This is a genomic window from Flavobacterium sp. 11, assembly GCF_002754315.1.
Lineage (GTDB): Bacteria > Bacteroidota > Bacteroidia > Flavobacteriales > Flavobacteriaceae > Flavobacterium > Flavobacterium algoritolerans.
Genome location: NZ_PEFE01000001.1, coordinates 159,402 through 178,721 on the forward strand (window position 1 = coordinate 159,402; position 19,320 = coordinate 178,721).

The window sequence follows — 19,320 nt, forward strand, 5'->3', positions numbered from 1 at the left end:
TTTTAAGATTGAATAATTAATGAAACTATTGCGGACTGATTTAAAGCGCCATAAACCATTTTTTTCACTTTAACAAAAGCCTGTCGGGATTGCAAACCTAAACCAGCTCCGGAAAGCTGCGTAACTGGAGCAATACAGCCATTCAATTCATTCAAGGCGTTATTAGCAGGATGCAACAAAATAAAGCTTCTGTTTTTTACGGCAACCACTTCAATATGCCATTGAAATTTCCGACTATAACGCTTTCGCAATAAATAGTATCCTTCAGGAATACAGGAAACACTCTTTTGATTTTTTCTCCAAGGCAATTCAATAGTATTACAAATGAATTGACCATTGCAAGCAAGTTTTCCATTAGTTCCTTCAGGGAAATAAGTTCTGGACAATACCAAAACCATATTACAATCCACTGACTTGAACCAAAGCCAATGGGTTATAAGAACCATTTTTCAATGGATACATTGTTCCATTTACCTCTTGATAAAACTCCACTCCTAAAGCTAGAAATAGGGGCTTAGTACTATTTGGAGTAATCATGTTGGTTTGACTGATAGCAACAGTTGGTGTAACATCCCATGGAAGAATAGCGGTTTCTGAATTAGAAGCTACAAAACTTTCCGCTTCAAAATCAACTTCAGCTCCAGCTGAAATAATTTTAAAATGAGTTGTCCCCGAGGCAGCAGCAATCATATTTGACGGAATAAAAGAAGCCAAATCAACTTTGATTTCTCCTGTTAAACGGTCAATGGTGGCTACAAAGGGCGCAAACAAGCTGGTGCCCAATTTCCCTCTGATATTGAACTCAAAACCTGTAAGCAGTTCAGCTTCACCATCAATGACATTGCGCAATCCTCTTACACTGGTAATATCAGCTTGAATGACTTTTACCATGGATTGAGTGAGTCGGCTGACCATTCTGCCATCGGCCGAATTCAAGAGTAACGCTCTTAATGCGGTTCTCAATACCTTTCCAGCTTTGCCGGCCCGGCCAAATTCAGAACCATTTTCACGGGTTCTCTGGAACGCAGGATCGCTCGCAATTCTACTGGCTTCGATTCCGCCTTTTTCGCGTGCCAGATGCCCATCCTGCGTTTTGTAAAAAGTAATATCTCCGATAGTACCTTTCAATTTAATTATACCTTTCTGTCTTGCCATAATTGCTAAAATTTAAGTTTAAAATAATTGAACTAATCTTTCATCCTGAATATTCGTTGCAACTAAATCTGGAATGATTGCTGCAAAGATTGAATCATTTAAACAACATTTCAAAAAGCAGATGTCAATAATGGTATTAAAAAGCCTACAATTACCTATTTTAGTCAATTCATAAGTGATTAAATTTCATAACTTTACAAAAAAACAATAGGACCCTGAAATGGGACAGATAAAAAGAAAAGTCTATTGACAGCAATAATGTATTAAAAAATAAAAATGTGATTGCAAGTAACATCAGGGTATGCATTTATCCAAAAGATGTACAACGTATTACTGGTAAAACATACCGCCAAGCAAGGTTGTATCTGCATAAGATCAAAACCAACTTGAATAAAGAACCACATCAACTACTTTCAATAGAGGAGTTTTGTGACTATTCAGGGCTTCAGATGGAACATGTTTTGCGTTGTATAATCGGATAGGATTCACAAGGCAATTAAAATAGCTGACCAATTTCTTTAAAATAACAACACATGTTCAATAGGCAGTTCAAATATTGACGTAAAGACGATAGATAACCAGCAAAAATTAAAATATGGCAAAAGTAACAGCACCCTTTCTGATAAAAGGAACTATAGATGACATAAACTTTGTAGTGACAGCAGATGGGGAAAATTATGCCCGTATGAGAGGAAAAACGGGAATAACAGCTGAAGAGTTCAAGAACAACCCTATCTTCGACAGAATACGCAATCAGGGAATGGAATTCGGACAATGCGTAAAAAAAGCTGCCGTATTTAGACAACTTGCCGAACGTTTTAATAGCTTAGCAAAAGACGGAAGTGTTGCAGGAAGGACTAATAAACTCCTGTTAGAAATACTTCAGGAAGACATGATTAATCCGCAAGGAAAAAGAACACTTACGGAAGGATTAAAAACTAGTGAGGGCAAGGAATGTTTATTGCTATTTGAAAGCAACAAACTAAGACCTTTAAGGAAAGTCCTTAAAATAAAAGAACTATATAATCCAGAAAATCAAACCCTGACATTGAATGATTTCTTGGCTGAGGAACATTTAGATTGGCCGGAAGAAGCAACTAATGTTATTTTAGCAACAGCGACCACCAATTGGGACTTTGAAAACGATACATTCCAAACCTCCTACAGCACTGAACTAATTTTGGATAAAGAATCTGAAAAACAGACTATAAAGATAACCACTGAAAAGCCTAAAGGAAGTCAACTCCATCTAACTTTCCTTTTCGTAGGGTTTCTGAAACAAGATCGTAAGAAACAAGTATTCTTGCATAGAAGAAACAACACAAATACCGTAATTGCATATCATACTCCGAACTCTGAAACAATCAAAAATAGAGAAGCCCGATAGAGTATAATTGGATTCCATTTACTGTCAATAAAAAAGTACTGTCAAAGTCAATTGTAGAATACGAGCGGCTAGATCCGCAATAAAAAATACCTGCAATGATTTTTGAAAAAAATTCAGGCTTGAAATCAAAGATGCATGAATACAAAAAACAATAATAACCATGAATATTTTTTTCTTACTTTTTTATCAAGAAAAAAAGTAAAAATCATCTTCAAGATATAAAACAGAACCTGCAACAGCAAACACTCTTATAAACCCTCTTCGGATCGCCCATATAATTTTACGTCACAAAATCAAGGAAAGAATGCATTGGCCGCAAGGGGCTACTGTAAGTTTACTGATAAAGCACCATTCAACTAATATCCACTTTTAGCTCGCCCTTAAATAAAAAGCATAGAAAAACAACGAAGAAGTGAAGTGGCAGCACTCCGCGAGTTGAGTCCGCAGGACGAACGGCTCGGGATGCGGAACGGTACTTCAAGGTAGTTTTTAAGCTTTTTATTTGCAGGCTTGAAATCGAAGATTCATGAATACCAAAAAACAATAATAACCCATGAATATTTTTTTGTTACTTTTTTTATCAAGAAAAAAAGTAAAGATTGTCTTAAAATAAAAAATAGCAATAACACCAACTTATCCTCTAATCGCCCTTATTTTTTTAAGCAAAACCAAGACAACAATTTAAGAGTTAGCAGCAAGAACGACTGGAATAGCTATAGGAAAATACATCCGATAATTTTTAAGATAAAATAGTCCAGCTTAAAATCAAAGATTCATAAATACCAAAAAAACAATAATAACCCACGAATATTTTTTGTTTCTTTTGAAATCAAAGATTCACGAACTCCAATAAATTAGTAACTCATGAGTAATCAAGACAAATCGAAGATTTAGCCACCCGAGCGAAACGAACAGGCAAAGCAAACATAACTTATAATAAAAGTTAAGTGAGATAAAAAAGTAAAGATTTTTCATCATTAACAAAAATAGAATAGCAAAAATAAACTTGCTATTATACCCCTTCAGATTGCCCTTATATTTTTGAACCAAAAAATCACGGTAAGAATTTAAGCGTTGGCAGAAGGGAGTGACCCTCGAGTCGAGTGTGAAACACGAGCGGCTGGGGTCAGGATAGGAAAATACGTCCGATGATTTTTGGGATAAAAAATATTCAGGATTGATTTTTTGTTTCTTTTGTATCAAGACAAAAGAAAAGAAACACTTAATAAACAAAAAACGTGTAACAACAGTACAGACTTGAAATCGAAGATTCATAAATACCAAAAAAACAATAATAACCTATGAACCTTTTTTGTCTTTTTCCATTAAGGAACTGTAAAGATAAATCCAACGGAACGTGCTTCTTAAATACGCACTACGATAAAGTCTAAAGATTAAACTCCACTTCAATTTTTGTTCCCTCTCCAATTTTTGAAGTAATGCTAAATTGACCTTTTAAAGAATTCGCTCTTTCTTTCATATTATTTAACCCAATACCACCTTTTATATTTTTAACATCAAATCCTTGTCCATCATCAGTAATACTCAGTTTTAAAATGTCGTTTTCTTTTTTCTGAATTTTCACAATACATTTTTTTGCATTAGCATATTTATTAACATTTAAAATAGCCTCCTGAATAATACGGTATAAATTGATCTTGTATATATTTTGAACAGTAGCCCATTCAAATATTTCATTATTTACATATTTAAAATGGGTGCAGCTAAACTCTTTTTGATTCTCAACCAAACTTGCCAACAACACATTAAAATCGTTCCCATCAAAAAAAGAGCCTCGACTTAAGTCATGCGATATCGTCCTGAGCTCACCCTCAATATTTTGCAATTCAGATATATATATTTTTCTTTTCTCAATTGTTTCCTCGTCTGTTAAAGAATTAAAAAAACCTAAATTCATTCGGACACCATAAATTTTATTCATGATACCATCATGCAATTCCCTTGCTATTCTGGACTTCTCATTAAATTTTGCAATATCAATTTTTTTATTTTGTTCGGTTAACAGTTCGTATATTTCTTCATTAGCACTTTGCTGTTTCTTAAAAAACTGTAACTCTTTATTTCTATATTTTAAATACCGTAAAACAATAATTACAATCAGTATTAAAACCAGCACAAATGAAATAATTAAAATGTAAAAATTATTCTTGGTCAAAACTTTATTTTCATCCTCGATCCTGGATGTTTCATATTCAATTCTGGCATACTTGTTATGGGCATTTTTTTGAACCAGATTAATACTGTCACTTACTTTAATATATTCATTTGCATAAAACAATTGGTTTTTCTTATCTAATTGAGATAACAATTTCAGTGAAGCTAAAATTTCGTTACTATTCTTAATGTTAATGGCTAATTGTTTCGCTTCTTTTAAATTTTGAATCGATTTGTTGGTATCTTTCTGAGTTAAAAAATACTCCCCTAAATGTATTTTTTTATATAAAATATCCGAAGTAAGTCCTATACTATCGACAATACGTAAGGATTCAAAAAGCATGGATTCAACATTTTCATAATCCCCATTTTTCATCTTAGAGTAAGCCAAATTGCTTAAAGCATTCGCATACAATCTGGGTGATTTCTTTTTTAAATCTTCGAAACGCAAACTTTGTAATTTTTCTATAGATTTGGAAAATTCCCCTTTTAAATCATACAAATTACAGATATTAATAACAGAAATTAAGTTGTAATTATGTATTAGATCTTTGTCTTCACCACTACTTCTCAATTTCTCTAAATCCAGTAAGGCTAAATTATGATAGCGTAAGGCTTCATCATAATTAACAAATTTCTCTAAACAATTACCCATTAGCGTATGACAAGAATAAATCAAACGGTGATTGGTAGAGTTTTTCAAATACTGTAATGCTTTAGAAATTTCAACTTCACATTCTACATAATTTCCGTCATAAAATAAAACATAGGCTTTATTAAATAGCATTCGCGCTATACCATCATAATCATTCATTTTATGGTATAATTTTTCTGCTTGTAAATAGTAAAAGTAAGCGCTGTCACTTTTTGAGTTTTGATAACAATCGCCCACATAATATAATGCCTTCGAAATTCTGACACTATCGTTAGCCTGCTTGGATAGTTGTAAAGCCTTTAGACTAAAAGATAAAGATTTTTCTAAATTATTGATGTAGTAATATTCCGTTGCGACTTTTAAGTGGGTCTCTCTAACAATGGAATCATTTTCTTTGGACTCTAATAAATCACCTATTGAGTCTAAGTATGGCTCTTTTTTATTTTTTTCTAAAGCGTCAAAAAAACTTTTGTTAAATAAAATAGTATTGTTTTTTGCATAGGCATCTGAATCATTCTTTTGGCATGAAAAAAAAAAGAATAGTGGAAGCAAACAGATTATTTTAGTAAGAGTACTCAAAATGCAATTATTATTTTATAACGTCAAATATACTATATTTTAAAACAAGAAAACCATATAGCTTATTTAAACCATATGGTATTCTTATTACAATTAAGCATGTCTTAAACTATCTTGGCCTTGGAGGTATCGGATTAATTGGATCACCATCTAACTCCGTGGAGCCCAATTTTACTGTAGTGGAATCAATGTTTTTTATCGGCAAGTCGGTTTTCAAAACAGACTGGGGAATCGTTTTAAAATCTCTGGCTTGAACCTCTAAACGCTCCTCATCATTTGAACAGGAATAAGTTAGTAAAGAAATCAAAACAAGTCCGGTGATGCATAATTTTTTCATATAAACGTAGGTTAAGTTAAACAATCATTTAATACAAATAAACATCTTTGCTTTCTTTAAATATTACGGTTATACCGTAATATTTAATTAATTTTACAATAAATTCGATGAAATGAAGACGCCCCTTACTATTTTAATCGTTGATGATCACCCGATGACAGTTGACAGCTATAGTAATATTTTGTCTGTTAGTAACTTCCAAGAAAGAACACCTAATTTCATAAGAAGTTATAATTGTGAAGATGCGTATAACAAAATATTTTTTTATCTAAATCAAAATACAACTATTGATTTGGCATTATTAGATATAAGCCTTCCTCCTTATATAAAGTTTAATATTGAAAATGGTGTAGACCTCGCTTCACTAATCAGGAAAAAATTCCCAAAGTGTAAAATCGTCTTGCTTACCATGCATGGTGAACCCTTGGCAGTCGATAAAATAATCAAAGACATAAACCCGGAAGGTTTCGTTTCTAAAAATGATATTAATTTTGAATTATTCCCTATTATTTGTAAAAAAATTGCAAATGGGGAAATGTACAAAAGCCGTACTATTATAGAATCGCAGAAAGAACTGCTTAATAGAAATATTAATTGGGACAAACATGATAGCCAGATTTTAATCCTAATTTCAAAAGGTATTAAAACGGTGAATCTTCCCAACTATATTCCGCTTTCCATGAGTGCCATAGAAAAAAGAAAAGCAAATATAAAAGGACAGCTATTAATGGGAAAAGGCAGCGACAGCGACCTAATAAGTATAGCTAAAAAATTAGGATTAATATAAATGCAGCACAAGCAAACAACTCCTTGAACATGTAATGAAACGCATTATCAGGAAAGATTTATTCGAAAAAATCAAGGGCAAAATCGAAAGTTTAAAACAGAAGCCATTATTACGTTAATCAAAACTAAAAATCGTAGAAGCAATTATTCCAAAATATGATATCCTATTGTTTTTTTGAATTCATGGCTTTCTAATTCCCTGATTCATTCTCTCTTCACAACTAATTTACCGGCAAAATAAGCCATAGGAATATAAGCTCCTACTAGATCAACAACAGTAAACCAAGTGGGCGAAGGAAGCATAAAAACACTGGCAATACCTCCCAGCAGGAAAAAGATTCCAACGCTGAATGCAAATTTCATTTTATGGGTTGCTGCAATCAGAGCAGCCAGAAATGCACCAACAAAAGTCCCAAGTGCATGAGCTAAAAACGGAAAAATAAAATGCTTGGGTTCGAATAAATGCATGGATGCTTTTAGACCTTCAGTAGTGGTAACATCAGCGCCGTCAGGTGGCGCAATAATTGAACCGCTAATCATGATAATTCCCATGTTTACTGAACTCCCAATGACAATTCCAACTAGGACTGCCAAAATGTTTTTAATGATTGGATTCATGCTCGTTTTTTTTAGTTATTAAATTGGCTTGAAAACTAAGCTAAATATAGCTTTCTGTTATCATTTAACTTCCAAAATACAAAACCATTCTCCTGTAAGTCGTCAATTATGATAATCCCGTATTGCAACTATTACTCTAATCATTACCTAATAATAGCTTTCTTAGATGCCTCTTTTTAAAAAAAATACAATTGTGCTATTCAACATAATACTCCGCATTTTCAGCATTTACAATGTCAATTGGTAAAAGAATCATTTCGGGAATTTCTTTTTGAAAGAGAAAATATTCCACTAAAGAGGTTATCCCAAGATACGCCTGTCTTTTCTGATTTTGATGGATTATAAAATCGATTACACCTTGATTCAAATAACTAACATTTTCATCAATCAAATCATACCCAACCACTCTAATTTTTTTATTTTTAAAGTCACTAATTATCTTAGCGATTTGATACGATTTAGAAGTGGTAACAAAGATACCTGACAAATCAGGATTTTCATTTAGGAAAGTATTAAAACTAATTTCAACATTTGGATTTTTTAATTTCAAAGTGGTAATCGTGTATGCTGAATTTTCTTTCTCATCAAAATAATTTCTAAAACCCCGTTCCTTTTCCTGCATGTGAATTGCATTTTTGTAGGTTTCATCAATATGAACAATAGCAATTTGACCATTATCAGTAATTGAATCTAATAATTTTGCTGCTACTCGCCCACTTCTGAATAAATCCTGACCAACGAAGCTTTTTACAAAACTGGATTCGACCTGGTTATTGAAAGTATTCACAATGATATTCAAGGAATGGTATTTTTCTATAACATCTACGGTCTCTTTATGGAATAAAGGGGCTAATAAAACGGCATCAGGTGATAATTCTAATACGGCTTCATTCGCTTTTAAAAAGGATTTCTTTTTTTCCGGATTAAAATAAAAGGTTTCAATAACCAAATTATAGGCTTTAAATTCTTTTACAGCATCATCAATACCATTAAGACATGGACGCCAATAGGGATCAATTTCAGGATCAGGAAGTAGAATACAAATACGATAAATTTTATTGTTTTTTAAATTCCTGGCAATAAGATTTGGTTCATAGTCTATTACTTTTAAAACTTCGTTAACTTTATCCAAAGCAGCCGGTGACACTTTCCCTCTTTTATGCAAGACCCTGTCAACAGTTCCTTTTGAAACGCCAGCTAATTTAGCAATATCCTTTATTGTGTATTTTTTATCCATAATAAGCAAATATATAAAAACTTTGGTTTGTTTTTTTTGTAAGACTTAATTATCAAAAGAGAACTTAGTTCAAAAGCAACATCGTTTTATTTTGAATCACAATCTATTTTCAACTATTTATTTTTATATAATTTACAAATGTGCTCGACAACATAAATAAAGTGTGTTCGAGCACATTTATTGTTTTTTACTTGTTTTATTAGAATTTAATCTATAGTTTCGTAAAGTCAAAACGAATTAAAGAGTTAGCATTACAAATAAAATTTGCTGTAAAATTCAGTATTACAGCGTTTTAAAACCTATAAAAAGTGAAAGAAATTATATCATTAGCTCCTGGACGAACATGCCTCTTTGGAGATCATCAAGATTATTTAGGTTTACCGGTGATTGCATGTGCGATTAATAGAAATATAAAATTAACCGCAGTGCAAAATGACACTGCAGTTTTTAGACTAAACATGGATGATATTAATGAAGTCAGGGTCATTGATATTCATGCTACTTTTTCGGAATTAGCGCCTCGCGATTATTTTGCCTCTTCCCTGAGAGTGTTGAGAAGACAGGGTTGCATCCCAACTGTAGGATACGACATCACCATAAAAGGAGATATACCTATCAATTCCGGAACCTCAAGTTCATCCGCTTTGCTATTAGCTTGGATTAATTTTTTGATTACAGCTTTTGGAGTTGATGCCGAAGTAACCCCTGAATTTATTGCAAAAATTGGGTATGCATCTGAAGTTTTAGAACATGGAGAACCAGGCGGAATGATGGATCATTACAGCATTGGAGTGGGTAATATTGTTCACATTAATACCAAAGATCCTTTTTCATATACCGTCATTGGAACCGAGTTGAAAGGCTTAATAACCGGAGTTTCTGGAGTTCCCAAAGAAACGATTGGTTTGATTGGAGAATTAAAAGGAAATGCCTTAATAGCAATTGATATTATCAAACAAAATTTTACAGATTTTGATTTAAATACATCCGAAATAGAAGATTTAGATAAATACCATAATTATTTACCGGACCGATTGATTCCTTATTTTGAAGCGGCCATCAAGAATTACCATTATACAAAAGAGGCTTTAAAAGAATTTGAAAAACCAACTCCAGACTTAAAGAAGATTGGTGCTTTAATGAATCAACATCACGCTGTTTTAAGAGATTTATTAAAAATAACAGTCCCTAAAATTGACGCGATGATCAATGCCGCATTGAAAGCTGGAGCTTATGGTGCGAAAATAGTGGGTTCAGGTGGCGGAGGAAGTATTGTAGTGCTGGCTGAACCGGGAAATGAAGCTCCTGTAGTAGCAGCAATACTGGCAGCAGGAGCAATAGAAGCCTACACCGTAACCGTTGATCCTGGCGTGAGAATACTAGAAAACAGTAAAATTTTAAAGAATTAAATATGCATGACAATCTAATTATTTTGGCTGGTGGCGCTTCTTCCAGAATGAAAAAACAAGTTACAGTTGATAATTTGAGTGAAGAAGAAATTGCGCAGGCGAATGAAAGAAGTAAAGGATTAATTGGCGTTGGACCAAACGGAAGACCATTATTGGATTACCTTTTATTAAATGCTAAAAAAGCAGGATATAAAAACATCTATATTATTATTGGGGAACAAGGAGACTTATTCAAAGAGTTTTATGGAAGTAAAAATAGTAACAATAATTTTAATGGCTTAACAATTTCCTTTGCAACGCAATACATTACTGAAGGAAGAATAAAGCCATTTGGTACCGCTGATGCTTTATTTCAAGCAGTGGAGCAATATCCGGATTTGAATTCTAAAGAATATACTGTTTGCAATAGCGATAACTTATATTCAACAGAAGCCTTATATGCGCTAAGGGAAACCAATAGTCCAAATGCTTTTATTAGTTATAATCGCGATGCATTGGAGTTTCCGTTAGAGCGAATTTCTCGTTTTGCCATTGCTAAACTTAGTGAAAACAATCAATTATTAGATATTGTTGAAAAACCAACTGCCGAAGTTTTAGAAAGCTACAAAGATGCCGAAGGAAAATTGAGAGTGAGTATGAACGCTTTTAAATTTAACGGAGCGCTTTTATATCCGTATCTGAAAAACTGTCCCGTTCATCCGGAAAGAGACGAAAAAGAATTACCAACTGTACTTTTGAACGCACTAAAAGAGCATCCTGATACCACATTAGGAATTCCTTTCTCTGAACATGTTCCTGATTTAACCGCAAAAGAAGACATCGCTGAGGTAAAAGCCTATTTAAAAAAACACTATCCAGTACTCAACTGGGAATAGTAAAACCTATAAACAAATAACATGTCACAAAGTAAAAGCACCAGAAATAATAAACCCGGGAATACATTAATTCCGATGGTTATTCTAACCTCATTATTTTTCATTTTAGGATTCGTAACTTGGTTGAATGGCCCACTGATTCCATTTTTTGAATTAGCGTGTGAATTGTCTCAATCTCAGGCTTATTTTGTGGCTTTTGCCTTTTACATTGCGTATTTTGTAATGGCGATTCCCTCCTCTTGGGTCATAGAAAAAGTAGGCTATAAAAACGGCGTTTCGGTAGGATTAGTGGTAATTGCTTTTGGGGCATTTATGTTTTACCCTGCAGCCGAAGCACGCACTTTTCTCCTGTTTCTGTTGGCTTTATTTGTTATGGGGACTGGTTTGGCAATTTTGCAAACGGCAGCAAATCCTTATGTAGTTGTTATTGGTCCCAGAGAAAGTGCTGCAGCACGAATTAGTGTGTTAGGGATTGCCAATAAATTAGCAGGATTTATTGCACCTCTGGTGTTGACAGCTTTAGTACTGTCAAACATGCAGGAGTATACGGCCGATAAAATTGCCGTACTGGATTTCGCCACTAAATCTGCCGTATTAGATTCCCTAGCGCTACAATTACAAACTCCGTATTTGTATATGGGAGCTATTATTCTTGTCTTGGCCGCTTTAGTCAAACTGTCTCCGTTGCCGGAAATTGATCTGGATGAAGATGGAAAAGTATTAAATCAAAGCGTTTTTAAACAGATTGTAAATGCTTTTAAATATCCTCAATTAGTTTTAGGTGTAATCACCTTGATGTTATACTTGGCTGCCGAAGTTTTAGCAGGAGATTCAATTGGTGGCTTCGGAAAACAACTAGGCGTTTATGGAGAACAAGGTAATTTTTATTTAAAACTAACTTCATTTACCATGACAGCAATGGTAATAGGATATATTTTAGGAATCACATTAATTCCTAAATATATTTCCCAAGTTACTGCACTAAAAGCTTCCGGTATTCTTGGATTGCTGTTAGTGATTTTGATTGTGTTAATATCCCCAACTATAATGATTCAATTGCCTGGTATTCCAGCTTTGCCTCTGGTTATTATTTTAGTCGCACTATTGGGACTTGCTAATGCACTTTGTTGGCCTGCAATATGGCCGATGGCACTTCAGGATTTGGGAGGATATACTAAAATAGCCAGCGCAATATTGATTATGGGTATCATTGGAGGTGCAATTTTCCCATTGCTTTATGGTTATTTAGTGGAAACCATCAACTTGACTAACGAAGCCAATGGAGTTGCAGAAACAGCAAAAAGTGGGAATCAAATTGCGTATTTAATTTTAGTGCCTTCTTATTTGATGATTATATTTTATGCTTTTAAAGGACACAAATACCGAAGCTGGTCCAGAAAATAATACTCGATTACGATTATAAAATAAATTAAAAATAAAACTGACAATGTTAAAAAGTAGTATAGATAAGGCGACAGGTTTCGAAAAAAGATTCGAAAATATTGGCACAGTAGTTTTTGAAAATTCAACCGAAGCATCCAAAGCGGTTGCACAACAAATAGCAACACTTATCAAGTCAAAACAAGAGAATCAGGAATCCTGCATATTAGGCTTGGCAACAGGGTCTTCGCCCAAAGGATTGTATGCTGAATTAGTGCGCCTGCACAAAGAAGAAGGGCTAAGTTTCAAAAATGTAATTACATTCAACTTAGATGAATATTACCCAATGGAACCGGATTCTATAAACAGCTATGTGCGATTTATGAAAGAATTACTGTTGGATCAAGTGGATATCCTACCAGAAAATTATCATATTCCAGATGGAACGTTATCCAAAGAAGAAATTGCGGATTATTGTGCTAATTATGAAGCTAAGATAGAAGCTTTAGGTGGAATTGATTTGCAAATACTTGGAATTGGCGGAAACGGTCACATCGGATTTAACGAATCGGGTTCTTTACAAAATTCAAAAACAAGATTGGTAGCATTAGATCACATCACCAGAGTCGCGGCAAGCGGAGATTTTTCTGGATTGAGCAATACACCAAGAACTGCAATCACGCTCGGAGTTAAAAAAATAATGGAAGCCAAACAAGTGATTTTAATGGCTTGGGGCGAAGGAAAATCGAACATCATTAAAGCTTCTGTTGAAGGAACCGTAACCAATCAAATTCCTGCCTCCTTTTTGCAAGAGCATAATAATGCCGTTTTTGTTTTAGATAAAGAAGCTTCTTCAAAACTAACACGAATTAATACACCTTGGTTAGTGGAGAAGATTGTTTGGACAGATCGATTGACCAGAAAAGCGGTATTAGGATTGGCACTTGATTTAAAAAAACCTATTTTAATGCTTACCGATGCGGATTATATAGAGAACGGAATGAGCGATTTATTGGCTGATTCAGGACCAGCGTACGACATCAACATCAAAATATTTAATAAATTACAAAATACAATTACCGGATGGCCAGGAGGAAAACCAAATGCAGAGGACTCCAATAGACCTGAAAGAGCGGAACCGGCTAGAAAAAGAGTGCTGATTTTTAGTCCGCATCCGGATGATGATATTATCAGTATGGGAGGCACTTTTATGCGATTGCAACAACAAGGGCATGAAGTGCACGTGGCGTACCAAACCTCTGGAAATATTGCTGTTGCTGATGATGAGGCCCTACGATTTGCCAGATTTGTATGTGATTACAATGAAAAATTTGGAATAAAAAGCAGTGAAGCAGAGGATATTTATAAAAAAGCTACGGCTTTTCTTAAAAACAAAAAAGCAAGCGAAATAGACATTTCTGAAGTGCGCTATTTGAAAGGATTGATTCGAAAAGGAGAAGCGCGATCCACCAGTAATTTCGTTGGTTTGCCGGATGAGCAAATTCACTTTATGGAATTGCCTTTCTACGAAACAGGAACGATTGAGAAAAAACCTTTGGGAGAAATAGACATCCAGTTGACAATGGATCTTATCGAGAAAATACAACCGCATCAAATATATGCCGCAGGTGATTTAGCTGATCCGCATGGAACGCATAAAGTATGTTTGGATGCCATTTTTGAAGCTGTAAAACGATTAAAAACAAAAGATTTCATCAAAGATTGCTGGGTTTGGTTGTATAGAGGCGCTTGGCAGGAATGGGGAATCGACGAAGTTGAAATGGCTGTACCCATGAGTCCGGATCAGGTATTAGATAAAAGACACGGGATTTTCAAGCACCAATCTCAAAAAGACGGCGTTGTATTCCAAGGGTCTGATGCCAGAGAATTTTGGCAAAGAGCAGAAGATAGAAATAGAGAAACTGCAGAATTATATGTACAATTAGGATTGTCTAATTATGCTGCAATGGAGGCTTTTGTCAGATGGCATTATTAAAAACAGATCAATCATTGCTACTCTCGCAAAATTTTGGAACGCTCCAAAGAACAACAAATTTAAAAGGGAAAAATGAATATTTTAAACACAACCAAATGAAATCATCCTGCTTCGGAGCTTCTTTTTTACTGCTTTTTCAATAGTACAGAAACTGGCGATGTATAAAAAGAGGCTGCCTTTTCGGACAGCCTCTTTTTATTTAACATATTTAGTCTAAAACATTAACCTGTTGGGTGTAATTATTATTCCTTTTCTTTAAAATAATTAGCGCCCCACATATCATATCTTTTTTTCATCGTCTCAATTTTAGTTTGAAAAGCAGGCCAATTTTTATTTTCCTTTGGCGACCATAATACTTCACTAAGCGCACTCAAACGTGGGAATATCATATATTCTACTTTGGATGGATTAGTCATATATTCTGTCCACACATTTCCTTGGGCACCTAGTACATATTTAGCTTGTTGCGCATTCAATTCTTTAGGAATAGGCTCATAACTGTATATTTTTTCCAATGAGGTAAAACCTCCAATGGTAACTTCTTTTTCATTTTTTGTTTGGGAATGATCCAGATAAACGTGGCTTCCCGGGGTCATAATCACCTGATGATTTTCTTTGGCTGCCGCTATTCCGCCAGCTTCTCCTCTCCAGCTCATAACAATTGCATTTGGAGCCAAACCACCTTCTAATATTTCGTCCCAACCTATTAAGGTTCTTCCGTTTTTATTAATGTATTTTTCCATGCGTTGGATAAAATAACTTTGAAGTTCATGTTCGTCCTTCAGCCCTTTTTCTTTTATCAACTGCTGACAAAATTCGCTTCTTTTCCAGGCATCTTTAGGAGATTCATCCCCACCAACATGGATATATTTTGAAGGAAACAACGCCATTACCTCATCAAGAACGTCTTCAAGAAAGTTGAAAGTATATTCGGTTGGAGCATACACATCGGTAAAAACACCCCAAGTTTCCTGAACCAGTTTCACCCTGCCATTTGCTAATTCCTGCTTGCTTTTTTCAGAAATCATAGCATCTGGTATAACTGTTTTTTCATTTGGAAAACAACTCAACATCGGATAAGCGGCAATAGCGGCACTACTATGTCCCGGCATTTCAATTTCTGGAATTACCGTTACAAATCGGTCTGAAGCATACTTCACAATATCTTTTACTTCCTCTTGGGTATAAAAACCTTCTTCGGGTGTATTGTCACTTCCTTTGCCTGGATACCTTCCTATGATAGATCCATTTCTTTTAGAACCTATTTCAGTAAGTCTGGGATATTTTTTTATTTCGATTCTCCAACCTTGATCTTCGGTCAGGTGCCAATGGAAATAATTCATTTTATGTAAGGCTAAATAATCAATATACTTTTTAACGAATGAAACCGGGAAAAAATGACGACTAACATCCAACATCGAACCTCTATAGGCAAAACGTGGTTCATCTTTTACTTGTACCGAAGCAATCGTTAGACTATTGCTTTTCTCTGTAGGAAGCAATTGAATTAGCGTTTGCATTCCATAAAAAGTTCCTTGATTTGAATTCCCTTCAATCAATACGCCGTCCTTGTCCGATTTTAAACTATAACCTTCCCCTTTAATACCATCAATATTTTGAAGACTTTTCAGTACAATACTGTTTTTAGAGGCTTTTTGAACTACTGCTAATTCAAATCCATAATACTCCAATAAATATGTATTAAAGAAAGCTGCCGAAGCTTTATCTCCTTTGTTGGAAACCACCAGGCTTGTTTTAGGGCTAATAACAAAACTGCCCGTATTAGTAATAACTTCAGCTGGCTGAGGAATAATTTTTACTTCTTGAGCAAATGAGAATGCGCTACATAAAAGAAGCGAAAAGAAAAATGACTTTATCATATTTACGTTTTTATTAATTAATTATTCATTTTAATTATTTCAAATTTCACACAGTCCCAATCTGTTTGAGACTAATTTAGATTATTGCTGATAAAATAGCAAAAACTAGGTGAATATTTTTTTTCAACCAACACGGTCCATGATACAATACTATACGTTTGTCCAATTTCCATTTTAAAACAGTTCTATATTTATCCTGAACTCCTTCTGAAGGTTTATATAAACCAATCCAGGTAGAAAACTGATTATTTTAAGAGGCAAAAAAACTTTGACTCCAAACTATTTGATTTTAATAGTTACAAAAGAAGTGCTTAATCCTTCACTTTCTGCTTTTACTTTAAATTGCCCCTTTTGTCCTTTCTTTGCTTTTACAATTACCAAAGCCATCCCGTTATAAGCTTGTCGTTCGTGACTTTGAAAAGGAACAAAACTCGTGGCATCACCATTGTCTGTCGCTACAATTTCTCCAGCTCCTTCTATGGAAAATTTAATTAACGAATTCGAACGAGGAATCATTAATCCGTCTTTATCGGTGACTTTAATGGTAATGAAAGACAAATCACTTCCATCGTCCGTGATAACAGAACGGTCAGCAGAAGCATTAAGTTGTGCAGCCTTGCCCGTAGTTTTCACCATATCAGTTGCCCATTCTTTTCCATTTTTATAACAAACCACTTTCAATTCACCCGGCGTATATACAACATCGTTCCATATCAAGCGAAAATCAATCCCAGGAGTTTTTACTTTTCTGCCAAGACTTTTTCCGTTCAAAAACAATTCAGCTTCATCTCCCGAAGTATACACATGCACTGGAGTCACTAATCCAATTCGTTCCTTCCAATTCCAATGTGGAAAAATATGAGCTACCGGCAATTCAGGTCTCCACTTTGATTGATAACTATAGAAACGGTCTTTTGGGAATCCCGCCAAATCAATAATTCCGAAATAACTACTTCTGGATGGCGGATTTGATTTTCTCAGTTCTTCTAATTTCTTCTCTAACTCTGCTATTTTCGAAGGATCAGATCTAAAATTAAGTAAGTTCGTTTCATCCGAATTATAAGGAGTTGGTTCTCCCAAATAATCAAATCCCGTCCAAACGTATTCCCCTAACATATTTGGAAATTTAGCATTCGTTCGAAACTGTTCGTCTGGTGTACAGCCCCAACCCGGATGAGCAGTATCGTAAGAGGAAATTTGCCAATTTTCGTATTCCTTACCAAAGAAATATTCGCCGCGTGAACTCACTGTTGAGGCCGTTTCGCTTCCCAAAGTAGGCATATTTGTGTAACGGGGATCGGCATCCCATTGGGCTTGTTTACTGAAAAAATAATTCACTCCCATCACATCCATTGCCTGTGCTGCTCCGCTTCCACGACCACCATCGGGGTCGTTATACCCATTAGAAACTGGTCTTGTCGGGTCTTCTTTTCGAACAATATCAGCCAACTGTTTCGTTAATGCTACATTTTGTTGATCCGGCACTTCATTACCGATTGACCAAATAAATACGGATGGATGATTGCGATCACGGTGAACCATTGCATTCAAATCCTTTTTATGCCACTCATCAAAAATCTTGTTGTAATCGTTTTTCTTCTTCCCTACTTTCCAGGTATCAAAAGCTTCATCCCAAACCAAGAATCCCATTTGATCTGCCAGTTCCAATAACTCCGGCGCGGGTACATTGTGTGACGTACGCAAGGAGTTACAGCCCATATCCTGCAACATTTTGAGCTGTCTTTTTAATCCACTGGTATTGATGGCTGCACCCAATGCGCCTAAATCATGGTGATTGCAAGTCCCTTTAATTTCAACTTTTTGACCATTCAACAAGAAACCTTTTGTTGCTGAAAATTCTATAGTTCGAATTCCAAAAGGAGTATTGTAAGTATCCACCACTTTACCGTTCATACTAATCGTGGTTTGCGCCACATAACGATTAGGACTTTTAATATCCCAACGTTTAGGATTCGCAATAGTTGCTTGTGATTCCAATACCGCAGAAGCTCCGGCTTTCAGCTCTAGAACCGATTCTTTGGTAGCTGCCGCTTTCGACTTAGGCGTGTTGTTTTTGTCTAATTCAAATAATACGGTGCGCACTTTTGCAGTCACATTTTTTTTGGTCGCATTATCAACTGTTACAGCCAGTTGTACCGTAGCACTTTTAGCTGTTATTTTTGGAGTTGTGATATACGTTCCCCAATGCCCTACATGTACCGGATTTGTTTTTACTAACCACACATGTCGGTAGATACCGCCTCCTGGATACCATCTTGAATCCCAACTTTCAGTGTCAAGACGTACCGCTATTATATTTTTCTGTCCCGGTTTGATAAAGGGTGTTAAATCCATTCTAAAGGAATTATAACCATAAGGCCAAGTGCCAACGTATTTCCCGTTAAGCCAGATTTTGGCGTAAGCCATAGCTCCGTCAAAATCAACAAAAATTTGTTTGCCGGCATCAGTTGCAGGAATCGTGAAATGTTTGCGGTACCAGCCAATCCCTTTCCAAGGCAACTTCCCGGTTTCTCCAGTCAAGTCACTCCGAAATGGCCCTGTGATAGCCCAATCGTGTGGTAAATCCAGTTTTTGCCAAGCGGTATCATTGTAGTTCTCGCTTTCTAAATTTTTCGGTTCTTCTTTTCTGGAACCATCAGACTGCAAACCATAACGGGAAAACAACCAGTTTTCATCAAAAGATTGGGTATCTGTTGCGCCCATTCTGACTATGGATTTATTTTGTGCAAACAGTGTTGGAACAATCATTAGGTTTAACATAAAAAGGAAGGGTATTCCAAGAAAAATAGAACGTTTCATAATCATATTCATTACACTAAGTACTTTCATA

The 19,320-nt window shown here is 35.1% G+C and carries 14 protein-coding genes; 6 read left to right on the plus strand and 8 right to left on the minus strand.

Annotated features, from left to right (window positions below; translation table 11 throughout):
- Positions 1-2 precede the first annotated feature (2 nt).
- Together CLV00_RS00720 and CLV00_RS00725 are read right to left on the minus strand one after the other, a co-directional pair.
- Positions 3-398, minus strand: a complete 396-nt coding sequence (locus CLV00_RS00720) for a DUF5675 family protein (protein WP_099713384.1) — start codon at positions 396-398, stop codon at positions 3-5.
- A gap of 1 nt (position 399) precedes the next feature.
- On the minus strand, positions 400-1,155 hold the full coding sequence (locus CLV00_RS00725; RefSeq protein ID WP_099713385.1) for a hypothetical protein: 756 nt from the start codon (positions 1,153-1,155) through the stop codon (positions 400-402).
- 595 nt (positions 1,156-1,750) lie between these two features.
- Between CLV00_RS00725 and CLV00_RS00735 the strand changes: the two genes are divergently transcribed.
- Complete coding sequence (locus CLV00_RS00735) at positions 1,751-2,542, plus strand: hypothetical protein (RefSeq protein ID WP_099713387.1); 792 nt, start codon at positions 1,751-1,753, stop codon at positions 2,540-2,542.
- A 1,387-nt stretch (positions 2,543-3,929) separates the two neighbouring features.
- On the opposite strand, the gene CLV00_RS00740 is transcribed toward CLV00_RS00735, so the two are convergent.
- Together CLV00_RS00740 and CLV00_RS00745 are read right to left on the minus strand one after the other, a co-directional pair.
- Complete coding sequence (locus CLV00_RS00740) at positions 3,930-5,531, minus strand: tetratricopeptide repeat-containing sensor histidine kinase (RefSeq protein WP_233206832.1); 1,602 nt, start codon at positions 5,529-5,531, stop codon at positions 3,930-3,932.
- 529 nt (positions 5,532-6,060) lie between these two features.
- The gene (locus CLV00_RS00745; protein ID WP_099713389.1) at positions 6,061-6,288 is read right to left on the minus strand and encodes a hypothetical protein; all 228 of its coding nucleotides are present in this window, start codon (positions 6,286-6,288) and stop codon (positions 6,061-6,063) included.
- A gap of 112 nt (positions 6,289-6,400) precedes the next feature.
- Here CLV00_RS00745 and CLV00_RS00750 point away from each other — a divergent pair, with 112 nt between their 5' ends.
- Positions 6,401-7,075 carry a response regulator gene (locus tag CLV00_RS00750; RefSeq protein WP_099713390.1) on the plus strand — a complete coding sequence of 225 codons (675 nt, stop codon included), beginning with the start codon at positions 6,401-6,403 and terminating at the stop codon, positions 7,073-7,075.
- A gap of 203 nt (positions 7,076-7,278) precedes the next feature.
- On the opposite strand, the gene CLV00_RS00755 is transcribed toward CLV00_RS00750, so the two are convergent.
- Positions 7,279-7,692 (minus strand): hypothetical protein, encoded by a 414-nt coding sequence (locus CLV00_RS00755; RefSeq protein ID WP_099713391.1) that lies wholly within the window; start codon positions 7,690-7,692, stop codon positions 7,279-7,281.
- Between the two features lie 196 nt (positions 7,693-7,888).
- Positions 7,889-8,929, minus strand: a complete 1,041-nt coding sequence (locus CLV00_RS00760) for a substrate-binding domain-containing protein (protein ID WP_099713392.1) — start codon at positions 8,927-8,929, stop codon at positions 7,889-7,891.
- 308 nt (positions 8,930-9,237) lie between these two features.
- Between CLV00_RS00760 and CLV00_RS00765 the strand changes: the two genes are divergently transcribed.
- The 4 genes from CLV00_RS00765 to nagB are packed head-to-tail and all read left to right on the plus strand — an operon-like array spanning position 9,238 to position 14,589.
- The gene (locus CLV00_RS00765) at positions 9,238-10,338 is read left to right on the plus strand and encodes a mevalonate kinase (RefSeq protein ID WP_099713393.1); all 1,101 of its coding nucleotides are present in this window, start codon (positions 9,238-9,240) and stop codon (positions 10,336-10,338) included.
- Positions 10,339-10,340: 2 nt separating this feature from the next.
- Complete coding sequence (locus CLV00_RS00770; protein ID WP_099713394.1) at positions 10,341-11,213, plus strand: sugar phosphate nucleotidyltransferase; 873 nt, start codon at positions 10,341-10,343, stop codon at positions 11,211-11,213.
- Between the two features lie 21 nt (positions 11,214-11,234).
- Positions 11,235-12,617: a sugar MFS transporter gene (locus tag CLV00_RS00775; protein WP_233206833.1), complete on the plus strand. Its 1,383-nt coding sequence runs from the start codon at positions 11,235-11,237 to the stop codon at positions 12,615-12,617.
- A 43-nt stretch (positions 12,618-12,660) separates the two neighbouring features.
- Positions 12,661-14,589, plus strand: a complete 1,929-nt coding sequence (gene nagB, locus CLV00_RS00780; RefSeq protein ID WP_099713395.1) for a glucosamine-6-phosphate deaminase — start codon at positions 12,661-12,663, stop codon at positions 14,587-14,589.
- Positions 14,590-14,831: 242 nt separating this feature from the next.
- On the opposite strand, the gene CLV00_RS00785 is transcribed toward nagB, so the two are convergent.
- Positions 14,832-16,469: a beta-N-acetylhexosaminidase gene (locus tag CLV00_RS00785; protein ID WP_099713396.1), complete on the minus strand. Its 1,638-nt coding sequence runs from the start codon at positions 16,467-16,469 to the stop codon at positions 14,832-14,834.
- A 279-nt stretch (positions 16,470-16,748) separates the two neighbouring features.
- Positions 16,749-19,319, minus strand: coding sequence for a beta-galactosidase GalB (gene galB / locus CLV00_RS00790; protein ID WP_199074742.1), 2,571 nt, complete (start codon positions 19,317-19,319; stop codon positions 16,749-16,751).
- Between the last annotated feature and the right edge of the window lies 1 nt (position 19,320).